Origin of the sequence: Colwellia sp. RSH04 (genome assembly GCF_003545765.1) — a bacterium.
In the GTDB taxonomy this organism is placed as follows: Bacteria; Pseudomonadota; Gammaproteobacteria; order Enterobacterales; family Alteromonadaceae; genus Colwellia.
This window is the reverse complement of record NZ_QXIO01000001.1, coordinates 65126-86657: the sequence shown is the minus strand read 5'-3', so window position 1 is coordinate 86657 and position 21532 is coordinate 65126. Positions and strand designations below refer to the sequence as shown.

Below are 21532 nucleotides of genomic sequence, written 5' to 3'. Positions count from 1 at the left end.
ATTTTTTATATTATTTATCACATTAAAATCAGTCACTTGCTTTTGTTTGTCTATTGGTATGTAGGTTGCACTACTTATTCTTAGAGACTGTAAGTAGAGATTTATCATGAGTGAACAAATTATTCCAGCCAGTATTAATCAAGCATTAAAAGATAAAGCCGTAAAAACAACTTGCCCTTACTGCGGTGTTGGTTGTGGTGTAACGATTGCTACTAATGATAAATCACAAGTGATAGTGCAAGGTGATAAGCAGCATCCTGCCAATTTAGGTAACTTATGCATAAAAGGGAAAAACCTGGGCGAAACCATTGATAACACTAACCGCTTAGAAACACCTAAAGTACAAGGAGAAACGCAGTCTTGGCCTAGAGCCTTAGATTATGTTGCCAGTAAATTTAATAAAACAATTGAACGCTATGGTAAAGACTCTGTTGCTTTTTATGTCTCAGGCCAGCTATTAACAGAAGATTATTATGTGGCGAATAAGCTAATGAAAGGATTTATTGGTACTGGCAATATTGATACCAATTCAAGGTTGTGTATGTCATCAGCAGTCTCGGCACATAAACGAGCGTTTGGTGAAGATATTGTACCAACCAGTTATGCTGATCTTTTTAGTGCTGAGGTCGTGGTTTTGGCTGGTTCTAATTTAGCATGGTGTCACCCGATATTGTTTAAACGATTAAGAGAAGAGAAAGCCCGTAGACCTGAGCTAAAAGTAGTGGTTATCGACCCTAGAGTAACTGCGTGTGTTGAATTAGCCGATTTACATTTACAAGTAAAAGCGGGTAGCGACCTTATTTTATTTAACAGCTTGTTAAATTACCTTGCTGAACAGGGCTGTATTAATATTGAAAAGCTAGCTCAAAGTACATCAGGTTTAGCGAAAGCGTTAAAAAGTGCAAAAATAGACAGTGAAAAAATCAATGAGATTGGCTTGTCTGAACAAGACATTAATCAGTTTTTTAGCTTGTTTGCTCAGCACGATAAAGTTGTCACTGTTTTTTCGCAAGGGATAAATCAGTCAAGCCAAGGTAGTGATCAAGGCAATGCGATAATTAATTGCCACTTAGCGAGCGATAAAATAGGGAAATTGGGCAGTGGTCCTTTCTCGATGACAGGGCAGCCAAACGCCATGGGCGGAAGAGAAGTTGGCGCATTAGCAAACACGTTGGCAGGTCATATTGAGTTTGAAGATGAAGCGTTAAGTAAAGCGTTAGCGAACTATTGGCAGAGCGATAACTTAGCATCTAAAGCGGGCCTAAAGGCGGTTGATTTATTTGATGCAATAGCGCAAGGCAAAATAAAAGCGGTGTGGATTATGGCGACCAACCCTATAGTGAGTTTGCCTGATCATGACAAGATAAAGCGAGCCTTACAACAGTGCGAGTTGGTTGTTGTTAGTGATTGTGTGGCAAGTAACGATACTCTTGAGTATGCCGATGTTATTTTACCAGCGCAAACTTGGGGGGAAAAATCTGGTACCGTGACTAATTCTGAAAGGCGCATTTCGCGTCAACGACCTTTTTTAACTCCTTATGGTGAAGCAAAGCCTGATTGGTGGATTATCAGCGAAGTGGCTAAACGTATGGGCTTTAGCAAGCAATTTAATTTTCAATCAGCAAAAGATATTTTTGCTGAACATGCTGGTCTGTCAGGGTTAGCAAATCAACTTAATAGCAACACAATAACGGCAGAACAAGAAGACACTAATACAGAAAATGTCATAGCTAAAGCGTTTGATATTTCTGCGTATAAATCATTGTCAGAACAGCAATACCAACAATGGGTACCGATACAGTGGCCACAAGCAAAAGAAAACAGTATCACGTTAAGTGAGCAGCGTTTTTTTACTGAGAAAAAGTACTATCACAGTGATGGAAAAGCACGTTTTATTGCCGTTCAAAGTACTGATAAAAGCACTAACAAAATTATTGATAAAAAGACCTGCCCGTCAAGGGAAAAAAATACGTTTTTTACCTTGAATACCGGAAGAAATAGAGATCAATGGCACACACAAACTCGTTCGGGCAAATCGGCTACCTTAACTAACCGACATGATGAGCCTGAACTAGCGGTAAATCCCTATGATGCTGCAAGGCTTAATATCGTTGAAGGTAGCTTAGTTAAGGTGGCAAACGAGCGAGGCCAACTCCTTGCTAGAGCGCATATAACTGAGCAACAGCGCCGTGATGAGGTCTTTATGCCCATTCATTGGTCAAGCAGTAACTTTAATCAAGGTTGTGTTAGTCAATTAGTTGCTCCTACTGTTGATAAAATCTCTGGCCAGCCTGCCTTTAAACATAGCCAAGTACTGTTAACACCAGAGAAAGTAAGTAGTGAAGCCATGCTAGTGGTTAAACAGCAACTCACCTTGCCTTTGGCAAAGTATCAAGTCGAACAGAAAATTGATGGTGGATATTGCTACCATATTGCCAGCAATTTAAGTACAGAAGTTTTGTATAATTTATTGTGTGACTATGTTGAAAAACATGAGTTAATGCAGGCGGCGAGTTCAAGCTTAAATGCCAGTGAGCCGTTAAAGCAATATTATCGCAAAAGCTATTTATTGAACTCAACAATGCATTGTGCGGTGTTAGTGGGTAAACAGAAACAAGACTTACCTCATGGCTGGTTAAGTCAGTTTTACCAGCAAGCCAGTGAGTTATCGGCTAAACGTAATGTGATCACCGCTGATATTGAAAAAGTACAAGGGCAGAAAACCTTTTGCCAATGTTTGAATATTGCCAAAGAAGACATTCATCAAGCTGTTGAATCAGGCAAGTTAACACTCGCTGATATTCGTACTAAAACCGGGGCGGGCAATGGTTGTGGCAGCTGTATAGGTGATATTGCTTTACTGCTAAAAAAGAAAGTACAACAAGCTTAATGTTGGACAAACAGCATAAAAATCTACGAAGTTTAGTGCTGTTCACGTTGTAGTATTCTCAAGTTATTTAAAGCAACGAATAGTGTTTGCTTCTACGTTACTTCTTCTTCAAACGGTGTGAGAAATATTGCATACGGTTATTAGGGGCTGTTGAACTGTCGCGATTAAATTTTGTTCGAGCTAAAAGCGTTATTTAATGATCGCTTGTTACCAATTAGCTAATAGGGCAGGTACATTCTTTTTAGCTGTTTTCGCTATTTTTTGGATTAGATCAAAAGAAACCTGATTTTGATTAATTTGACGTTGAATATCCTCAAGCATCGATAACCAGAGTTTTGCTGTCATTTCTGCATCAAATAATGCTCGGTGAAAACTGCCATCGCTCGCAATGTTTTTGTAATTCACTAAAGTTCCTAATTGATGATTAGGCGCGTTGATATTAATGCGCCTTGATACTAATAATGAACAGGCAAATTCACCTGAATAACGTTGGTTGATATGCTCAAATTCGGCATCGAGAAATTTTTGATCAAAAGAGGCATTGTGCGCGAGTAAATTATTACTACCAATGAATGTAGCGAAATCGAGCATAACTTCATGACATGATGGCGCATTTTGCAACATTTGGTTTGTTATGCCGGTGTAGTTTTCAATAAAACTATTGATGCGAAACCCTGGGTTCATTAGCGATTGAAACTTATCGGTAATAATGCCATGTTCAATTTTAACCGCGCCAATTTCAATGGCTCTATCACCATTATCAGGAGATAAACCTGAAGTTTCAAAATCTAATACGATAAGTGAGTCTGCATTGTTGTGCATAATGATTTTTTTTAATTATCTTTAATTTCTTTTGTGGCATAAGTTTAACCACTTAAGGATATATTCATAGTCTTTGATGTTTTTTTACACTTTATAACAGTTAAAAGTTATCAGAAACTTGCTATTAAAGAGTAAGTAAGGGATAAATAAATGATAATAGTGTTACAAAGAACAACGATCCTTAAGAGGTGTCGACTTTAGTATTTTCCTAGTGTTATTAATTAAAGAATAATCTCAAGTATGTTCATCAATTTGATATGAAAATCCTTAGACAGGATAATAGGACTTTAGGTGTTAGCAGATATTTTGGCAGGGCCGATATTACGCCGGTTAACAAAACAACAATTAGTGTTATGGTGGGTTAGCCCTTATCAAGCCAGTGGTGAGTTCTGTTGTTATATAGAAGATGAGCAAGTGTTAAGTGTGCCGTTATCAAGCGATAATGTCAGTATATTTAGTGTAGGTAAACGTGCTCATATTCATTTACTTGATATTGAGATAGATTTACCAAGTGAAACTTATATAGAATATGACTTACTTTTGGTTAATGAATACAGTGAAAGCCAACAAGCCAAAGCGTTAGCAACGACCTTGCCTAATTTGTGTTATCAAGATAAATCTCGACCTTCCTTTATTATTCAAGATAAAATTAATAATCTACTGCATGGCTCTTGCAGAAACCCGCATCACCCAAGTAGTGATAGTTTGTTAGCGGGTGATGTCAAAGTGTCAAACGCTTTAACTTGTCCAGAGCAAAGACCAGCATTGTTGATGATGTCTGGTGATCAAGTTTATGCTGACCATGTTGCTGGTACTACTCTCTATGCTATTCATCAGGTTATTGAATTACTTGGGTTAAATGGGGAAGTTCTTGATGGCTGCTCGGTTGAAAATAGTGAACAGCTCTATCAATTAGCTGATCAGTACTTTCAACGGGAGAATATTTTACCCAAAGCTGAAGTTATTACCCCTTGGTATAAACCAGGCTCTTCAACGCCTATATTTACTTCAACCTATGCTCATAACCATGTCATTACTTTTGCTGAAGCGGTAGCGATGTATTTATTGGTATGGTCTCCTTGTTTATGGCAAGAAGTAAAGTTAACAGGGTTTGCTGTACCAAATGATCATCAACAAATGCATCAGAAAGAATTGTCAGCAATTAAGGTGTTTATCGAGGGGTTAGATAAAGTACAACGATTATTAGCTCATATACCTACTTATATGATTTTTGATGATCATGATGTTACCGATGATTGGAATTTAACAGCAAAATGGGAGCTTGCTACCTATCAAGACCCTTTAGCTAAGCGTATTATTGGTAACACGTTAATGGCTTATTGGCTCTGCCAAGGCTGGGGAAATGATCCTGAGCGTTTTACGGGAGATTTTTGGCAAGCGGCTAATAGTTATCAGCAAAAGCCTAGTAAAGAAAATCAAGATGAGTTCATCGAGTATTTATATGCTTTTTCTGGTTGGCAATATACTTTACCCAGCTCGCCTAAGTTAGTTGTATTAGATACCAGAACAAGGCGTTGGCGATCTGAGCACAACTTTGGTGATCCTTCTGGGTTGATGGATTGGGAGGCTATGTGTGAACTTCAGCAAGAGTTAATAGGGCAAGATGCAATTATTTTGGTATCTCCAGCACCGATTTTTGGTGTTAAAGTCATTGAAGCGATTCAGCGAGTCTTTACAGTGTTTGGTCAACCGTTAGCAGTTGATGCTGAAAATTGGATGGCTCACCCAGGCTCTGCGAGTACCATGTTAAATATTTTTAAACACCCAAAAACGCCGCAACACTTTGTGATCCTCTCTGGAGATGTCCATTATTCCTTTGTTTATGATATTGAATTAAGGTTTCGTGATTCATCACCCCAAATTTGGCAAATTACTTCAAGTGGTATCAAAAACCAGTTTCCTCAACCCGCTATTGGGGTTTTAGATAAATTAAATCGCTGGCTTTATGGTCCATACTCACCATTAAACTTTTTTACTAAGCGCCGTGCCATGCGAGTTAAAGCACGCAAAGTGCCGCATAAAGGTCATCAACGGTTATTTGAACAAAGTGGTTTAGGTTATTTAGAGTTGAGTGATGATGGCTCGCCTAACCATATATGTGATTTACATGTTGATGGAACAATGACTGAATTTGTTGAGAGCACAGAAGAGTTGCTGCCTTAATAAAGACAGCAATAGCTAAGTTAAGCTAACTTATTTTTTCGGTAGCATTCTTGTTAAGGTGTCGTCTTTTTGAATGTAATGATGAACTAATGCCGCCATCGCATGAAAACCAATTAAGTAGTAACCTAATTCACCTGCTGTTTCATGGATCTCTTTGATTGTTTTAGCTAATTCTTTATCAACACCAATTAATGCTGGTAATTCTAGACCAAAAAAGGGAATGGGTTTTCCAGCAGCACTAAGAATAAACCAACCTGCGATTGGCATGGCTATCATAAAACCATAAAGTGCAAGATGCGCTGCTTTAGCTCCCAATGCTTGCATAGCTGATAATTCAGGTGTTATTTTTGGATTTATCTGAATGCACTTTAAATATATACGTATTGTCACTAAGACAAGTACTAATAAACCTAACATAAAGTGCCACATTTTAAATAATTCACGTAGCTCTGTGCCTTTTTCAAACAGTTGACGCCCTTCAATTGTAGCAAAAACCAATGCCATTAAAATAACCATTAACCAATGCATTTTAATTGAAACGCTTCCATAATGGTTTTCTGTGTTTTTCCAACTCATTTATATCTCCATAAATATCAAAATTGACTGTGTTTATTATTGAGTTTATTTTTAGTAATTACCGTTGCTTTGGCACGAAAGTATTCGCTATATCGGCAATATCATCAACACTCTGTTCTAATTGTAGCATTTGCTCTGCAACGACATCAGTTTCAGACCAAGTTTGTTCAGTGTTGGTTGATATTTGGGTAATATGATTGTGTATTTCATCAGAAACACACGATTGCTCTTCTGCTGAGGTAGCAATTTGTGAAGCGGCATGACTAATGTTTTGTACTTTCTTAACTATTTGATCGATTTTTTGGTGAGAGCTTTCTGCACTTTCCACACAAAAACTTGCTTGCTCTTTGTTTTGGTTCATCAATTCTACCCATTGACTAATTGTATCTAGCATAGCGGTTAAGCGTTGATGAATTTTCTCTGCCGATTCTTGCGTACGAGAAGAAAGATTTCTTACTTCATCAGCAACAACGGCAAAGCCTCTGCCATGTTCACCGGCACGGGCTGCCTCAATAGCAGCGTTTAAGGCAAGTAAGTTGGTTTGATCTGCGATAGATTGAATATCTTCCATTAACTCGCTGACACTGTTAGCTGATTGCGTTAACGTATCTGCTGACGTAGATGCTTCTTCAACGGCTTGAGCAAGCTCTTTTATTTTGTTAGTGGTTTGATGTATACCTTGTTGTGAGTTTTCACAGTGTTCAAAAGTGACTTCAAGTTCGCTCGCCGCATTGATCGTGTTTTCAGCAATTTGCTTAGTTGATGCTTGCATTTGGTTCATTGCAACGTTCAGTTGTTCAAGCTCTGATTTTTGTTGTGCTAGCGTGCTACGAGTTGAACTTAGCCCTTGGCTTACTTTAGCCATAACATGTTTGATAGGGCTTGCTGTATCTAAAGTTCGTTCAATAATAGCTTTAATTTTGGTCTTCATCATATTGAAGTTAAAGTCAAAAATACTGGCAGTGCCTTTGCCAAAGTATATTTTTCGTGAAACAGAGTCGAACATACTTTGCATTTTTTGTGCGCGAATAGCTGTAGGGATAATGTCAGACCAAAATACTAGGATTGGAGCTACTGCACTTAAGGCGGCAATAAGAGAAACTGCAAGCCCAAACTTATTGAAAATAAAGCCTTGGGCGATTAGTGACAGCAAAACAAGAAACGCAAATTTATGATTTTTGGTTAGTTCAAAAGTAGCCCATTGACTTTGGTTATTAATGGCTTGATAAATGTCTTGAGCATTATTTGCCAATGTAGGTTGAGCAGTTTTGCTGATACATTGATAACCAACAATGTTGCCTTTACTGTACTGGGGTGTAATAAACGCATCTAACCAAACATTTTGCCCATGTTGATTTTTTATATGTAAAAGCCCTTGCCATGAAAACCCTTTTGCTAGCGTGCTAGATAATTCGTCTAGTACAGCTTTTGGCATTTCTGGGTGAGTTAGCCGACGAGTGTCAGTGCCTAGTAAATCTGCTTCTTGGTAGCCAGTAATTTGACAATAGGCGTTATTAACATAAGTATAATTTCCGTTTAAATCTGTTACGGAAATAAATTGTTCATCACTTGAGGACATAAATTGCTCACCAAATTAAATCAGTTTGCCTGAAAGTATCACAAGATATCAGGCTATTACTTTCATTATTTTGATCTATATCGACAGTCTGTGTGAATTGTTAATAAAAATTATTTACAAACTATAAGCTACACCTTATTGATAAATTTTTATCTAACCAGAAAAACCATTGAAATAAGCGAAACAATTATCTGACTGAAAAATGTATTTCGTATTCATTAACTAAAATGCTTAGGGTCTGTTGATCTTTCGCGATTAAATTTTGTTCGAGCTAAAAGCGTTTTATTCGCGGCGAGTAGTGTGTAGCTTAGTCATTCTAAGCAAATACTACTCAACAAAGCATAAAATGCTTTTAGCCGAATCCTTCGGACAGCGTTTGTTGGTCATTTTTACGGCGTTATCGCCTTTTTATGTGAAATAACCACATGACAAAGGCTCTGCCTTGTACAAATATCCAACAAAAGCTGCAAAAACAAGCCCAAAAGATCAACAGCCCCTAATGTTTATCTTACAATGAATTGACGTGTTTTAGCGCTCGTTCAAAAAGTGTTTTAAGTAATTCACCACCTAATTGGTTACTGTTTAAGCCATCTGTTCCACCAATACTAGCTAACGTTATGTTATTGAATACTTTTTGATTTACTCTGCCTTGCTTGATCATTGTAATGTGTAAATTTTTAATGTTGATATGCTTGACGATAACCTTTGTGTTAATTTTTTTACGTTGAGGTGACTTCTTTTTTGCTGCTTTGGCCTCAATCGCTGCTTTAGTTTCTACCACGCTTTCTTTTGTGATTAGTGGTGCTTTGGCAAGTGTTATGTCGCGTTCAGGGTGTTGTTTCGCATAATTTTTAGCGCTTATTTCTGGGTATTGTAACGGGAAATCTTTTGCTAAAGTTTCAACGGTGTGCTGCAAAATAAGCGCAATATTATTCGAGTCACCTTGATACTCAAGGTTAACTTTTATGTTGTCGATATCGAGTTGATTAACAACGGTTAAATTAGCCACATTAACAGTATTTACCGAGGCTATTTGTGCTGTAGCTTGGTCAATAATTAAGGCGAAATTCTGACTAAAACCTGGTAAGTTTTCCACGTGCAAGTTGGTAAAGTCAGCGGTTAAGGTATTAGGAGAAAAATTCGCTTGGGTTAAAGCTGTTTTTTGTCCTGAGTAGTAATTACCTTGCAATTGAATTTGACTTTTTAAGTATTGGTTTAGTGAACCGTTGGCTAAAAACCAAAGCATGCTACTGAAAAATAATAACAACCCGAAGGCTAACACGGCTAATTTATTCACAAGGAGGTCTCATTTGCGGTCAATGCCTTGTATTTTAAGCTAAGTTGAGCTCAGGGTAAATGCACTAAAAGCATTGTTGGGTTATAGTATATTTGTCCCACACATTTTGTTTTAGAGAAGTTTTATGTCGAATGATCAAACAATTAGTAGCCGTTTACCCTTACTCACTATTTTAACTGTACTAATTGGCTTAGTGGTTTATTTACAATGGCCAGCAAGTGAGCAGCAGCGTAAGTCTTATAAGCGTATTGTTAGCGTTAAAAATGCCACCGTAGCAATGGCTGAATTTGTTGATAGTGTTGAAGGCGTTGGCACGGCAAGAGCGAATGAGAAAGTGTTAATCACCAGTAAATATTCAGATTTAGTCGAAGAGGTGTTTTTTCAAGATGGTCAAATTGTTAAACGTGGTGATGTGTTAGTTCGTTTAAATAATCAAGAAGAGCTCGCTAAAGTTAAAGAATACGAAGCCAATCTTTCTGAGTCAGTAGCGCAGTTGAATCGTCTTACTGAACTATTGACCACCAAAGCAACGTCAAAATCTATTGTGGATCAACAAGAAGCTAAAACCAAAGCCATTAGCGCACAATTATCAAGTGCTAGAACAAGGCTTGAAGAATTAACGATTAAAGCGCCGTTTTCTGGCATGTTAGGGTTTCGTGAGATTAGTCGTGGTGCTTATATTAACTCAGGTAGCGTCATAACAAGTTTAGATGATGTTTCAACGATTAAAGTTGATTTTACTTTGCCTGAAAGGCTATTAACTAAGGTACATGTAGGGCAAAAGATTTCAGCAACAAACAGTGCTTATAAAGATAAAAAATTCATTGGTGAAATCAGTTCAATTGACAGTCGTATAGATGCCAGTACTCGCAGTATAAAAGTCAGGGCTAAATTACCCAATGACAACTTAAATTTACGTCCGGGCATGATGTTAAATATTCAAGTGGTGTTGTTAGTAGAAGAATTACTTCAATTACCTGAAAGCACTATTATTCCAATAGAAGATAAGCATTATGTTTTTGTTATTGAGGATGATTTGGCAACACGAAAAGAAGTAACAATAGGAAGAAGGCAAGCAGGTATTGTTGAGGTTTTATCGGGTGTTAAACAAGGTGAGCAGGTTGTTGTTGAAGGTGCATTAAAGTTAAGAGATGGCGCTAATGTCAAAGTATTAGAAGTTGATGGTGTTGAAGTGAAAGCACCCGAGCAAAGTGAAGGGAGCGAAGCGTAGTGATTTTATCTGATCTGTCAGTTAAACGACCCGTCTTTGCCACGGTTATTAATTTATTGATTGTAACCTTTGGTATTGTTGCGTTTTTAATGCTGCCATTACGTGAATACCCTGATATTGACCCACCTGTCGTTAGTATCACTACTTCATATCCTGGCGCATCTGCGGCGATAGTAGAGACGAAAATAACGCAAGTATTAGAAGATAGAATTAGTGGTGTTGAAGGCGTTAAGACCATTAATTCAAATAGTCGTGTAGGTCGCTCAAATATAACCATTGAATTTGATCTAAACAGAGATATTGATGCGGCAACTAATGATGTGCGCGACAGAATTTCACGTGCGTTAAGGAGCCTACCTGAGCAAGCCGATCCGCCGCAAGTGTTTAAAGCTAATGACGACGAAAGTGTCATTGTATGGTTCGTTTTGCAAAGTGACACGATGTCGACGCTCGAACTGACTGATTATGCTAATCGATACATTGTTGACCGCTTTGCGGTTGTTGATGGTGTCGCTCGTGTGCAAGTGGGGGGTGGCAGAACCTATGCCATGAAAATTTTATTAAACCGCACGGCGATGGCGGCACGTAATGTCACCGTAGGAGATATTGAGAATACTTTACGCGATGAAAATGTCGAGTTACCCGCAGGTAAGGTTGAATCTATTGATAGAGACTTTTCTATTCGTGTAGAGCGCAGTTATTTAACTGAGCAAGATTTTGCTGAAATGGTTATCACTCGTTCTAAAGATAACTCGTTAGTACGATTGGGTGATGTTGCACAAGTTTTTGTTGGCGCTCAAGATGATGAAAACATGTTCCGTGGTAATGGCAAAAACATGGTTGGATTGGGGGTTATTAAACAGTCTAAAGCGAATACTTTGGACGTGGTTAAATCCGCTCGAAAAGAGATGCTTGATATTCGTGAAGGGTTGCCAGTTGGTACAACCATTACCAATAGTTATGACTCTTCTGTATTTATTCAAGGCTCTATTGACGAAGTATATAACACGCTAATTATTGCTATGTTTATGGTCATACTGGTTATCTTTTTATTCTTAGGTAATGTCAGAGCAACATTAATTCCTGCGGTAACGGTACCTGTGGCGTTAATTGGCTCAATGATGGCTCTTTCGTGGTTTGGTTTCTCAATTAACTTACTGACATTATTAGCGTTAGTATTAGCTATTGGTTTGGTTGTTGATGATTCCATCGTGGTGTTGGAAAATATTTATCGTCGTATAGAGCAGGGCGAAACACCGTTACTTGCTGCTTATCACGGTGGTAGAGAAGTCGCATTTGCTGTGGTAGCAACAACACTAGTATTAGTTGCGGTGTTTGTTCCTTTAGTCTTTCTTTCAGGTAATGTAGGGCGTTTATTTACCGAATTTGCCATAGCCATTGCTGCTGCTGTGGTTTTCTCGAGTTTAACGGCATTATCATTAACACCAATGATGTGCTCAAAAATGTTAAAGCACAGAGAACGTAGCTCTTCTTTTGGGCAAAAGCTAGATCAAGCTTTTGCAAAGTTTGAAGCGGCTTACGGCCGAGCTTTAACTAAAAGTATTCATCAACCTTTTACTATTATTGCGATATTGGCGTTGGCATTATTTGCTGTGCAGTTATTGTTTAAGCAATTACCGACGGAATACACACCGAAAGAAGATCGCGGTAATATGTTTTTGATTATGCAAGGTGCTGAGGGAGCAAGTTACGAAAATAATGTGAAGAACATGCAGCAAATTGAAGAAAAACTGCTCGCTTACCAACAACGTGGTGATTTAGATCGCGTTATTGTTAGAGTGCCAGGGTTTGGTGGCACAGGTGGTATCGCTATTTTAGGTATGCCAGATTGGGGAGAACGTAATATTGGCACCTTTGAATTTATTAACCGTATCAACGCAGAGTTACGCAGTGTTACTGACGTAAGAGCATTTGCTATGATGCGACGTGGTATTGGTGGTGGCGGTGGTAGTAATGCGCCAGTGTCGTTCGTGCTGCAAGGTAATACCTACAGTGAGTTGGCAAGGTGGCGTGATATTGTGATAAAAGAAGCACAAAAGAACCCTAACTTATCAGCAATAAATAGCGATTATAAAGAAACCTATCCGCAATTAATGGTGAAGATCGATCGAGACAGAGCCTATGATTTAGGAGTTCCGGTAGGCGATATTGCGAAAACGTTAGAGACAATGTTAGGTCAACGGCGCGTTACAACTTTTGTTGATCGCGGTGAAGAATATGATGTGGTGGTAGAGGGTGATGAAACTCAATACACGAACCCAAAAGATATTGACAACGTGTATGTGCGATCACGCACCACTGATAAATTAATTCCCCTCGCTAATTTACTCTCGGTAACAGAAAGTGCTACCTCATCACGTTTAAATCGTTATAACCGCCTGCGTAGCATTACAATTACCGCTAATTTAGCTGATGGTTATGCATTAGGAGATGCGTTAGACTTTTTAAACAATATTGTTGATAGGGAATTGCCTGAGGAAGTACAAATTGATTATAAAGGTCAATCTTTATTGCTAAAAGAGTCAGGCAACTCAATGCTACTGGTATTTTTATTAGCGTTATTAATCACCTATTTAGTGTTGTCAGCCCAATTTGAAAGCTTTATTCACCCGTTTGTTATTTTATTAACCGTTCCACTGGCTTTAGTGGGGGCTTTAGCGGGCTTAGAACTTATGGGAATGAGTCTAAACATATACAGCCAAATAGGCATTGTGATGTTAATTGGCTTAGCGGCGAAAAATGGTATTCTTATTGTTGAATTTGCCAACCAATTACGTGATAAAGGTGTGGCGTTTGAGCAAGCACTTATTCAAGGCTCTCAACAAAGGTTACGCCCTATCGTGATGACCACATTTACCACAGTAACAAGTGCTATACCTTTAGTCTTGGCGGTAGGGCCTGGGGCTGAGAGTCGAATGGTTATTGGCGTTGTCATTTTTGCAGGGGTTTCATTAGCAAGTATATTTACCTTGTTTATTGTGCCTGGTGCCTATTATTGGCTATGTCGAAATACCGGTTCACCCGAAGCTATTGCCAATGAAATAGAAAAAGCAGAGCAAGGAAATACTCAACCAGTTAAAGGTTCTAAATAAAGAGCAAAATTAATTAATCAACATAAACTAAAAGGCTGCTATCACAAAATGATAGCAGCCTTTTTAATATGTCAGTTTATTTAAAAATCAAACTGTAAATAAACAGTATTGTAATTACTACCGCCTTTAATGCGACCAAATTGAGAAGCTTGCTCAAAAATTGACGAGCGATGATGAATGCTATAACCCAGCCATGTTTTCTTTAACGCAGGGGCATTAAAGATATCGCCTAAGTTAATATCAAGGCTTAAATCCAGAAAATTCATTAACTCGCTGGGGCGATAGCCTTTTTCTTCCATTTCATTACGCTCTATATAAGTCACATCAGAAACATAAGATAAACCTTCTGCAAACCCTAAGCGCCACCTTACTGGCCAATCAATGGTGTAATAGGCTTTTATTGCAAGGACATACTCTTGTTCTGAGTCTTGTACTTCAGAGTCCCAGTGCCACGCAAAGCCTGTTGTTAGGTACATCTCTAGTGGTAATGAAAACAGTTCGTCTGTTAGCGGATAACCATAAAATATTGAGCTAAGCTGATTATTGTATTCGTCTTTAACACTATCTCCTCGAATAATATCACCAATATTGGATGGGGTAGCCCAACCATGAGCAACCCTAAGGTAATCTTTGTTAGAGAGTTCAGTCTTTTTAGGTTTGCTAATATCATTAAAGAAAGCAAAACCTAAGTACATTTCACTTTGCCATCGCTGTTCTACAGCTGTTGCATCATAAGCGTTATCATCTAGTGCAGTTGCACCAATCGAGCCAAGCAAGTAAAGGTTGCTGGTAACATGATAACGACTTTCAAGGGTGGCATTTAATTCAAAACCTGCGCCAATTTTTTCATTGGTTAATTGCTCTAAGGCATAATAGTGGCTGTTAAAACTGGCACTCTTATAGCGAGCACTGATTTTAGGCATGAACTCCCAGCTGTTGTATTGCAAGTACCACTGTTTAGTAACATTACCGTATGGATTACCTTCTAAGTCAGTAAATAGCTCTACATCTAAAAAGCTATCTTTTGAAAATTGACGTCTTGCTTGAAGACCAAGATCTATGGTGTCGCCCTGTACTGCATTTTGATATTCAGCAGGAATATCAAAAAAACGCATACGGGCAATAGCATTAAGTTGCCAGTCACTTTGTTGGTAGAGGTGAGCACCACCTTCTACACCACGCATAAAAAACGTTTCGCCTTGAAAAAACATCATAGGAACAAAGCTGGTGACATTATCTGCTTCAGTATCAAAAGGAATTTCAGCATTACGCATTAAAACGCCAATACCCCATGTTTGCTCTTCAAAGTTATCAGACTTTTTTTCAAAAGCATGGCTATTATTGCTGGTGAACAAGGATGAAAGTAATAATAAAGGCAGTAATTTATTCATTTTTGTTAGTAATCCATTAGGGTCTGTTGATCTTTCGCGATTAAATTTTGTTCAAGCTAAAAGCGTTTTATTCGCGGCGAGTAGTGTGTAGCTTAGTCATTCTAAGCAAATATTACTCAACAAAGCGTAAAATGCTGTTAGCCGAATCCTTCGGACAGCGTTTTTTGGTTATTTTACGGCGTTATCGCCTTTTTATGTGGAATAACCACATGACAAAGGCTCTGCCTTGTATAAATTTCCAACAAAAAGCTGCAAAAAGAACCCCGAAAGATAAACAGCCCCTAGTTTTATATACTGTCTGATGAAAAGAGTCGTAATAATTATTAATTTATTAGTGTAACATTGAACGATCGTTTTTTACCAAGATATAAATACTATGAGAGGCAATATGAATAATGTATTTTCTAAAGCGCTACTATTATCGGCAATAGCAATAACTAACCTAGCGAATGCTGATGTACTGACATTAAAAGATGGTCAAAGCATTACAGGTACATTAGTTTCACGAGATGCAAATGGTGTTGTCTTTGACGTTGCAGGGCAACAGTTAACGTTTAAAAGTGAAAGCATTTCTGACATAAGTTTTGGCAAAGTTACAGATAAAAAAGTACCTGCAACCGAGAGCACTAAAAAGTCTGTCGATTCGAGAGAAGAAGTGAATAAGGAAACTCCTGAAAGTGGTGTAAAACCGGTAACGGTCGTGCCTACAGGAACACGCATCGTGGTTAGAACCAACGAAAGCATTAATAGTAAGCAACACAAAGCGGGACATAAGTTTACTTCACGTTTAGAAGCGGATTTAGTGGTAAATGACACGCTAGTTGCACGACGAGGCACGGTGATTTACGGCGTGGTTAGAGAAGCCAAGCGCTCTGGTAGATTAGCTGGGAGGTCGAGTGTTGAATTACAATTTACTGATATGATGATTAACAATCAGATGATGCCAATATCTACCTCAGGTGTTAAAGCAGTTACTGAAGGTACTGCAAAGAAAACTATAGGCTCTACAGCTAGAGCAGCTGCGATTGGGGGCTTAATCAATGGTTCAAAAGGTGCGAAAGATGGCGCAAAAGTAGGCGCGGGTGTTTCTCTTCTAACCCGTGGTAATCAAGTTAATATCCCATCGGGTACTATGTTAGAGTTTCAATTAGCAGCTCCGTTTAATGCAAAATAAACGTTAATCTTAATCTGAATTAACCATCCTCAATCAAGTGGGGGATGTTAAAAAAACCGTTACGCTAGAAGGCGTAACGGTTCTTATCAAAGTACGTTAAACAGTTGTTAAGTCATTAAATCTCAGAGCTAGGCACATTGGTTGGGCTAATATGCTCAATGGGGTAGCAACCTAATACCTTAATGAAGTTAGTATGCTTTGTAATGTCACTAATGGCTTCTTGTAAAGCAAAGCTTTTTAAATTAGCTTCAACATCTAAATAGAACATTTCTTCCCAAGGTCTGCCTTGAATAGGGCGTGACTCTAATTTACACATATTAATACCTTTTTCTTTTAGTACTAATAAACATTCAACTAAGGCACCAGCTTTTTGACCCGTAGCAAAGATTAGAGCAGTTTTTGCTGGTATTTGTTCGGCAACGTCTACCGCTTTTCTAGCAACTAAAATGAAGCGAGAGTGGTTTTCATTTTGATTAGCGATAGATTGCTCTAATGCATGAAGTTGATAAAGATGCCCACCTTCTTCACTACCAACAACGGCAATAGTTTCATCTTGAAGCTCAGCAGCTTGAGCCATAGCATCAGCTGTGCTATCACAATACTCAATACGAATACCTTTTTGCTTATCTAAAAAGTTGCTGCATTGGGCAATAGGTTGGCCGTGAGCGTAAATGGTTTTAATTTTATCTAAGCTAGTATTTACCGCAGTTAATAAGCAATGTTCAATAGGTTGAGTAATTTCACCTACGATTGATAAGTTGGTATGTTGAAGTAAATCATATACTTCATTAATACTGCCTGAGCTAGTGTTTTCAATTGGCAACATGCCATAATCTACTTGTCCTGACTCGACTTGTTGTAAAATATCACTAAAATTTTGGCAACCAGATTCAACAATTTTTTCAGCACGTCGAGAAAAATAGCGATGACTGGCAAGGTAACTATATGAGCCTTTATCACCTAAAAAAGCGACGCTTACAGTCGGCACTTGGATATCTGGATTTGCCAAGCTTTGTAAATAGGCCTGCTGATTAAGTACAGAGTCTTCAATAATGCTTTGAAAAATACTGGTGACGTAATGTGCGTCTAAGCCGACTTCTTTGCCACGCTTGATTAAACTAATTAACAACGCTTGTTCTCGTTGTTGATCTCGAATAGGTCGAACTTGTTGCACTTTGCTTTTGGCAACATTTAAAGTGAGTGCTCTACGTTTAGCAAATAATACTAGAAGCTCTTGATCTAATTCGGTAATTTGTTCACGTATCTTGTTTAAATCTAGTTTTTCAGTCACTTTAATACTCACATCGTTATTGCTACAGGTAAACAGGTTTTCTTGTTGTTAACTTCTGTTTTTCGAGTGGTTACTCTAGCTAGCTTAGCTCGATAGTGTCAATACTTTCTTTAGAATGTTTTAACACTATCTATGACGTTAAAAAGAAGTCATATTTAAGGGATTTGTAAAAATAGCATTGTAAAGCTAGCCACCGTGGCAACAGCCCATGAAAGAGACCGTAAGGTGCTTAAATTGATTAAATATAAAATGTTGTAAAGTACTCGTGCAATTACATGTACAACGGCGAGCGTAATCATGCTAGTAGAATCATTGTTTGTTGTAATGGCTAAAAGCACGGCAGGGACAAAAATAATTAACGATTCAAACGCATTCTGATGCGCAGCAAGTGCTCTTGCTCCAATGCCTGTAAGCGTACTTTGCTGGGCTCTTGGGTGCTTATTATCGTAACCACCTTTTTTATTCATCGCCCAAGCAACAGGTACTTTGGCCACATAGGGAAGTAAAAGTGCAACGAAAAGACTGTAATATAAAATGGTCATAATGCTTCCTCGTAATTGTTATTGTTATTGTTATTGTTATTGTTATTGTTATTGCTGTCTGAAAAGGGTAAAGCCATGTTCATGGTTCCCCCTTTTAATGCGATTATTCCTGCACTGTATTCGTTGCTTAGTAACTTAATAGGGTTAGCTTGTATACCGTTTCACCTGGTAAAAAGGCAGAGGCTTTCCCTTGTTCCCAATCTTGATGGCCTTTACCGTAATAAGGGCTCCAAGGATGGCCAGATTGGCTTGTGGGCATATGAAATATTCCAGACTCTTCATGACCCGGAGAAACAATCATTCGTTCAGAAGCACCAAAAGACTTACCTTGTACTTTTGGCATATAACTGTCACCAGAAAGCGCATTAGCAGGCATATCTAACCAGTAGCCAATAATAGGGACTGCACTACTTAATGGATGTTTAATCGTCGTCGTATTTTGTTGCCCCCATGTTGCTGCCAATAATGGCTGCATTGAGCCATCTTCTGTGGCTGTCATGTCAGCGAGGGTTTGCTTAAGCGCTTTTTCAAACAGTGCCTGCCAGCTAGATTCAGGGCGCATTAAAAAGTTATCGGGTTGTTGAGTGACTAATTGCCAGAGCGGTGTTTCGATTTGATGTCTTATAGCGCGAAAACTGAATGCATCATCAAGGGATTTAAACGTGTTGTTTAATTCTGAAAATACTAGATCTCTTAGGGATATTCTAAAGTTTCTCACAAGTCGGTAAGCAACAGAATCAACGCTGGCGCGTAACTCATGTTCTTGAGATAAAATATCCTTGGCTTCTTTGAATAAAGGCAGAGTAGTTATAGATTGCTCTGTCAGTACGGTGTCTAATAAAAAATGCTGCCATCTAGATAAGAAAAGTGCTTCGTCGTCAAGTGCAATATCAAGCAAACCTTGCTCATTAAACTGTGCTTGGGCAAACAATTTGTCTCTGATTTGTTTTGAACGAGCACCTAGGGCGTAGCCACCATTCCCCAGTTTTTTTAACATTTCACCACCAATTACACGCGAATTAGCTGTCCATAAGCGATTATCTTTAGGGTTAAGCACTCGGGGGTATTCATCAGGGGTTAAATAACCTTGCCAAGCATTTTCACCTGTTGCCCAGTTCATAGGGGTGTCACCAATACTCCCTACTTTTTTGGGGATTGCGCCCATAATTGTCCAGCCGATATTTCCTTGATTATCTCCCACCATCATATTTTGAGCAGGTATGCCTGAACGTGCGGCAATATTGAAAGCTTGTTCAACATCTTTAGCTGACTCAAGCGCCATAGCGTGTAAATTAATTGCCTCTTTGTCGTGAGCAACCCAACGAAATGCTAACAGCGTACCTTGGTGGTTTTTACCAATTACAGGGCCCCAAATGGTTTCCTGAATATTGACTTCAGTCGCTTTTTGTCCTTTTATGGCAATGACTTCTCTTTCTGATTTAAACGGCTTATAGCCGTCAGGTGTTAAATATTGGCTGTTGTCTTCATTGGTAACCAGTTCGATTACATCACTATAGTCACCGTAACTATTGGTAAAACCCCATGCGATATGACCATTGCTTCCCACAACGATATTAGGTGTACCAGGTAAGGTTGCTCCTGTTATTTTTATTTTGTCACCGTTTTGCGGGTATTCAAATGATGCTCTAAACCATGTGTTGGGTACGCGTATACCTAAGTGCATATCATTGGCGACGATTGCACTACCCGTTGCGCTCATTTCGCCTGAAACTGCCCAGTTATTTGAACCTGGAAAATATTCAGTTTGATATGACGAAGAGATGCTCGCAAAAGTTTGTGCTAAGTGATGAGTGTTTTTGATTTGTGCTGAGGCAGAAGGCCAAGGAGATTCTGGTATGTTTGACTCAGAAAACTGCGTACCATCAATTGCCGCATCCCAAATGCTACCTTTAGGGTTTAAAAAAGCGTATACATCAGCGCTAAGTAAAGCTTTCATTAAGCCTAAAGTGCGTTCACGTTGACCATCGTGATATTGCAAATCTATGTACATACTGAAAATTGCAAGAATTGAGTCTTCTTCACTCCATAAAACAGGCTCTTGTTGCAAAAGAATATATTCAAATGGAGTACCTTTAAGGTGTTGAAGTCCTTGGTTTACGCCACGGGTATATGCTTGTAATAGCGCTACTTGAGCTTCAGGTAAGTGATTTACGATATCTCTCGCTTTTCTTCTAAAGCGATGTCTTCGAATTGATTTATCATAGTTAACCGCTTTTGCGCCAAATAAACTTGATAACTCACCCGCAGAGTTTCTTCGAAGTAAATCCATTTGAAAAAAACGTTCTTGCGCATGAATAAAGCCTGTTGCTACTGCAATGTCGAGCCTATCTTCAGCTTTAATCGTAGCAATGCCGAGTTTATCTCGCTCGATGGTGACAGCTTTTGATAAGCCAAAGACGGTCTCTTTACCATTAAGTAAAGGTAGTGCACCATCTATTCGGCTGAAAATCCATGTTGCAATAGTGGCGACGGCTAATGCACTAACTAATAGCAACCAAATAAGAATTTTTTTTGTTCTGTTCATAGCGGTAAAAAGAAGATGGTACGATGACTAGTAGGTTACCTGAAATATTCAGCTATTGCACCTAAGGGGATTGTTCTTTCAAGGTTAATATTGACTTGGCGACTATTGAGATATAAATATTACTTTTGTGGCGAGTCGATGGCTGGTTTTTAAGAAGTAAGCTTTTAATATGTCTTTGTTTACTATAAAAATAAAGTAAAGAGTTAGTCGTTAACCTGTACTATGCTAAGTCTTTGCTTCTATACTGTTAAGTGTTTGAATAAAGCTTACCTTACAGGCTAATTTGAGCGCTGAAAGGTTTTTTAACCTCAGTTAGGAATAAAAATTAGTTAACACTAGCTGTAGCTTGCTTTGCATTTAGTTATTGATACTTCTTCCTCTATTTCTTGCTGAGTTAGCTCTGGCTCTACAGTCAATGTTTCATCAGGTGCAGAAAAAAAAGAAATAACTTGTTGTAATGTTTCATTGAAATTAACAGCGGCCTCAAAAAACTGGTTATGTTGATTATTGATAACACGCGAAGGCGAAGGCGTAAGGTTTTCAATCGTTTTATGTTGACTAAAACCTAGTGACGTTACCGCAAGTGCGGTGTTGTTTGATGACGTTGTTAAATTGTTATAACTGATTATTTTCGTTTTTGCATTAATGATAACAGGCTGCACAGCCAAAGGTTGCCCAGCAAGCACATGAAAACTAGCACATAAAGCTAATGTCATGATGCTTGATGCTAGTAAAAGTTTGAATGATTTCATTGCTATCTCCTTTGCTGTTAATACTTATCGTGTGTTCACTAGTTAGAGATAAGTTTCTATATCGTTATATCGTTACAGTAATTTTACATTTTGACTATACGATCATATCTTCGCTATAGCCAATAGCTTGGGATAAGCGGTAAGG

Annotated in this window: 13 protein-coding genes and 3 pseudogenes; 7 read left to right on the top strand and 9 right to left on the bottom strand. The window is 38.5% G+C overall.

Translation table 11 applies throughout. The features are described 5' to 3' along the window. Window positions 1–106 precede the first annotated feature (106 nt). Window positions 107–2890 (top strand): nitrate reductase, encoded by a 2784-nt coding sequence (locus D1094_RS00345; RefSeq protein ID WP_118958103.1) that lies wholly within the window; start codon window positions 107–109, stop codon window positions 2888–2890. Between the two features lie 207 nt (window positions 2891–3097). Here D1094_RS00345 and D1094_RS00340 read toward each other — a convergent pair whose 3' ends face one another. Continuing rightward, entirely contained in the window at window positions 3098–3712 is a 615-nt protein-coding gene (locus tag D1094_RS00340) for a PolC-type DNA polymerase III (RefSeq protein WP_118958102.1), read from the bottom strand. 291 nt (window positions 3713–4003) lie between these two features. Here D1094_RS00340 and D1094_RS00335 point away from each other — a divergent pair, with 291 nt between their 5' ends. Beyond that, entirely contained in the window at window positions 4004–5896 is a 1893-nt protein-coding gene (locus D1094_RS00335; RefSeq protein ID WP_220452508.1) for an alkaline phosphatase D family protein, read from the top strand. A gap of 30 nt (window positions 5897–5926) precedes the next feature. On the opposite strand, the gene D1094_RS00330 is transcribed toward D1094_RS00335, so the two are convergent. Together D1094_RS00330 and D1094_RS00325 are read right to left on the bottom strand one after the other, a co-directional pair. Then, window positions 5927–6472, bottom strand: coding sequence for a cytochrome b (locus D1094_RS00330; protein WP_118958101.1), 546 nt, complete (start codon window positions 6470–6472; stop codon window positions 5927–5929). Window positions 6473–6530: 58 nt separating this feature from the next. Continuing rightward, window positions 6531–8051 carry a methyl-accepting chemotaxis protein gene (locus D1094_RS00325; protein WP_118958100.1) on the bottom strand — a complete coding sequence of 507 codons (1521 nt, stop codon included), beginning with the start codon at window positions 8049–8051 and terminating at the stop codon, window positions 6531–6533. Between the two features lie 298 nt (window positions 8052–8349). On the opposite strand from D1094_RS00325, the pseudogene D1094_RS18785 reads away from it, so the two are divergent. Next, window positions 8350–8573: pseudogene (locus tag D1094_RS18785) on the top strand (hypothetical protein). Here the strand turns inward: D1094_RS18785 and D1094_RS00315 are convergent. Then, window positions 8560–9348, bottom strand: coding sequence for a hypothetical protein (locus D1094_RS00315; RefSeq protein ID WP_118958099.1), 789 nt, complete (start codon window positions 9346–9348; stop codon window positions 8560–8562). The pseudogene D1094_RS18785 and the gene D1094_RS00315 sit on opposite strands and share 14 nt — an antisense overlap. A 124-nt stretch (window positions 9349–9472) precedes the next feature. Between D1094_RS00315 and D1094_RS00310 the strand changes: the two genes are divergently transcribed. Continuing rightward, on the top strand, window positions 9473–10579 hold the full coding sequence (locus D1094_RS00310) for an efflux RND transporter periplasmic adaptor subunit (RefSeq protein ID WP_118958098.1): 1107 nt from the start codon (window positions 9473–9475) through the stop codon (window positions 10577–10579). After that, entirely contained in the window at window positions 10579–13692 is a 3114-nt protein-coding gene (locus D1094_RS00305) for an efflux RND transporter permease subunit (RefSeq protein ID WP_118958097.1), read from the top strand. Before D1094_RS00310 ends, D1094_RS00305 begins: the two co-directional genes overlap by 1 nt. Window positions 13693–13772: 80 nt before the next feature. Here the strand turns inward: D1094_RS00305 and D1094_RS00300 are convergent, their stop codons facing one another. Continuing rightward, entirely contained in the window at window positions 13773–15083 is a 1311-nt protein-coding gene (locus D1094_RS00300; RefSeq protein WP_118958096.1) for a MipA/OmpV family protein, read from the bottom strand. A gap of 83 nt (window positions 15084–15166) precedes the next feature. Between D1094_RS00300 and D1094_RS18780 the strand changes: the two are divergent. Both D1094_RS18780 and D1094_RS00290 read left to right on the top strand, forming a co-directional pair. Then, window positions 15167–15357: pseudogene (locus tag D1094_RS18780) on the top strand (hypothetical protein). A 114-nt stretch (window positions 15358–15471) separates the two neighbouring features. Next, window positions 15472–16257, top strand: coding sequence for a hypothetical protein (locus D1094_RS00290; RefSeq protein ID WP_118958095.1), 786 nt, complete (start codon window positions 15472–15474; stop codon window positions 16255–16257). A 118-nt stretch (window positions 16258–16375) separates the two neighbouring features. Here the strand turns inward: D1094_RS00290 and pheA are convergent. The 4 genes and pseudogenes from pheA to D1094_RS00270 all read right to left on the bottom strand — a co-directional run. After that, a pseudogene (gene pheA / locus D1094_RS00285) lies at window positions 16376–17548 on the bottom strand (prephenate dehydratase); the annotation flags it as partial. 155 nt (window positions 17549–17703) lie between these two features. Then, on the bottom strand, window positions 17704–18090 hold the full coding sequence (locus tag D1094_RS00280; RefSeq protein ID WP_118958094.1) for an MAPEG family protein: 387 nt from the start codon (window positions 18088–18090) through the stop codon (window positions 17704–17706). 127 nt (window positions 18091–18217) lie between these two features. After that, complete coding sequence (locus D1094_RS00275; protein WP_118958093.1) at window positions 18218–20635, bottom strand: penicillin acylase family protein; 2418 nt, start codon at window positions 20633–20635, stop codon at window positions 18218–18220. Between the two features lie 335 nt (window positions 20636–20970). Then, on the bottom strand, window positions 20971–21387 hold the full coding sequence (locus D1094_RS00270) for a hypothetical protein (RefSeq protein ID WP_118958092.1): 417 nt from the start codon (window positions 21385–21387) through the stop codon (window positions 20971–20973). Window positions 21388–21532 lie beyond the last annotated feature (145 nt).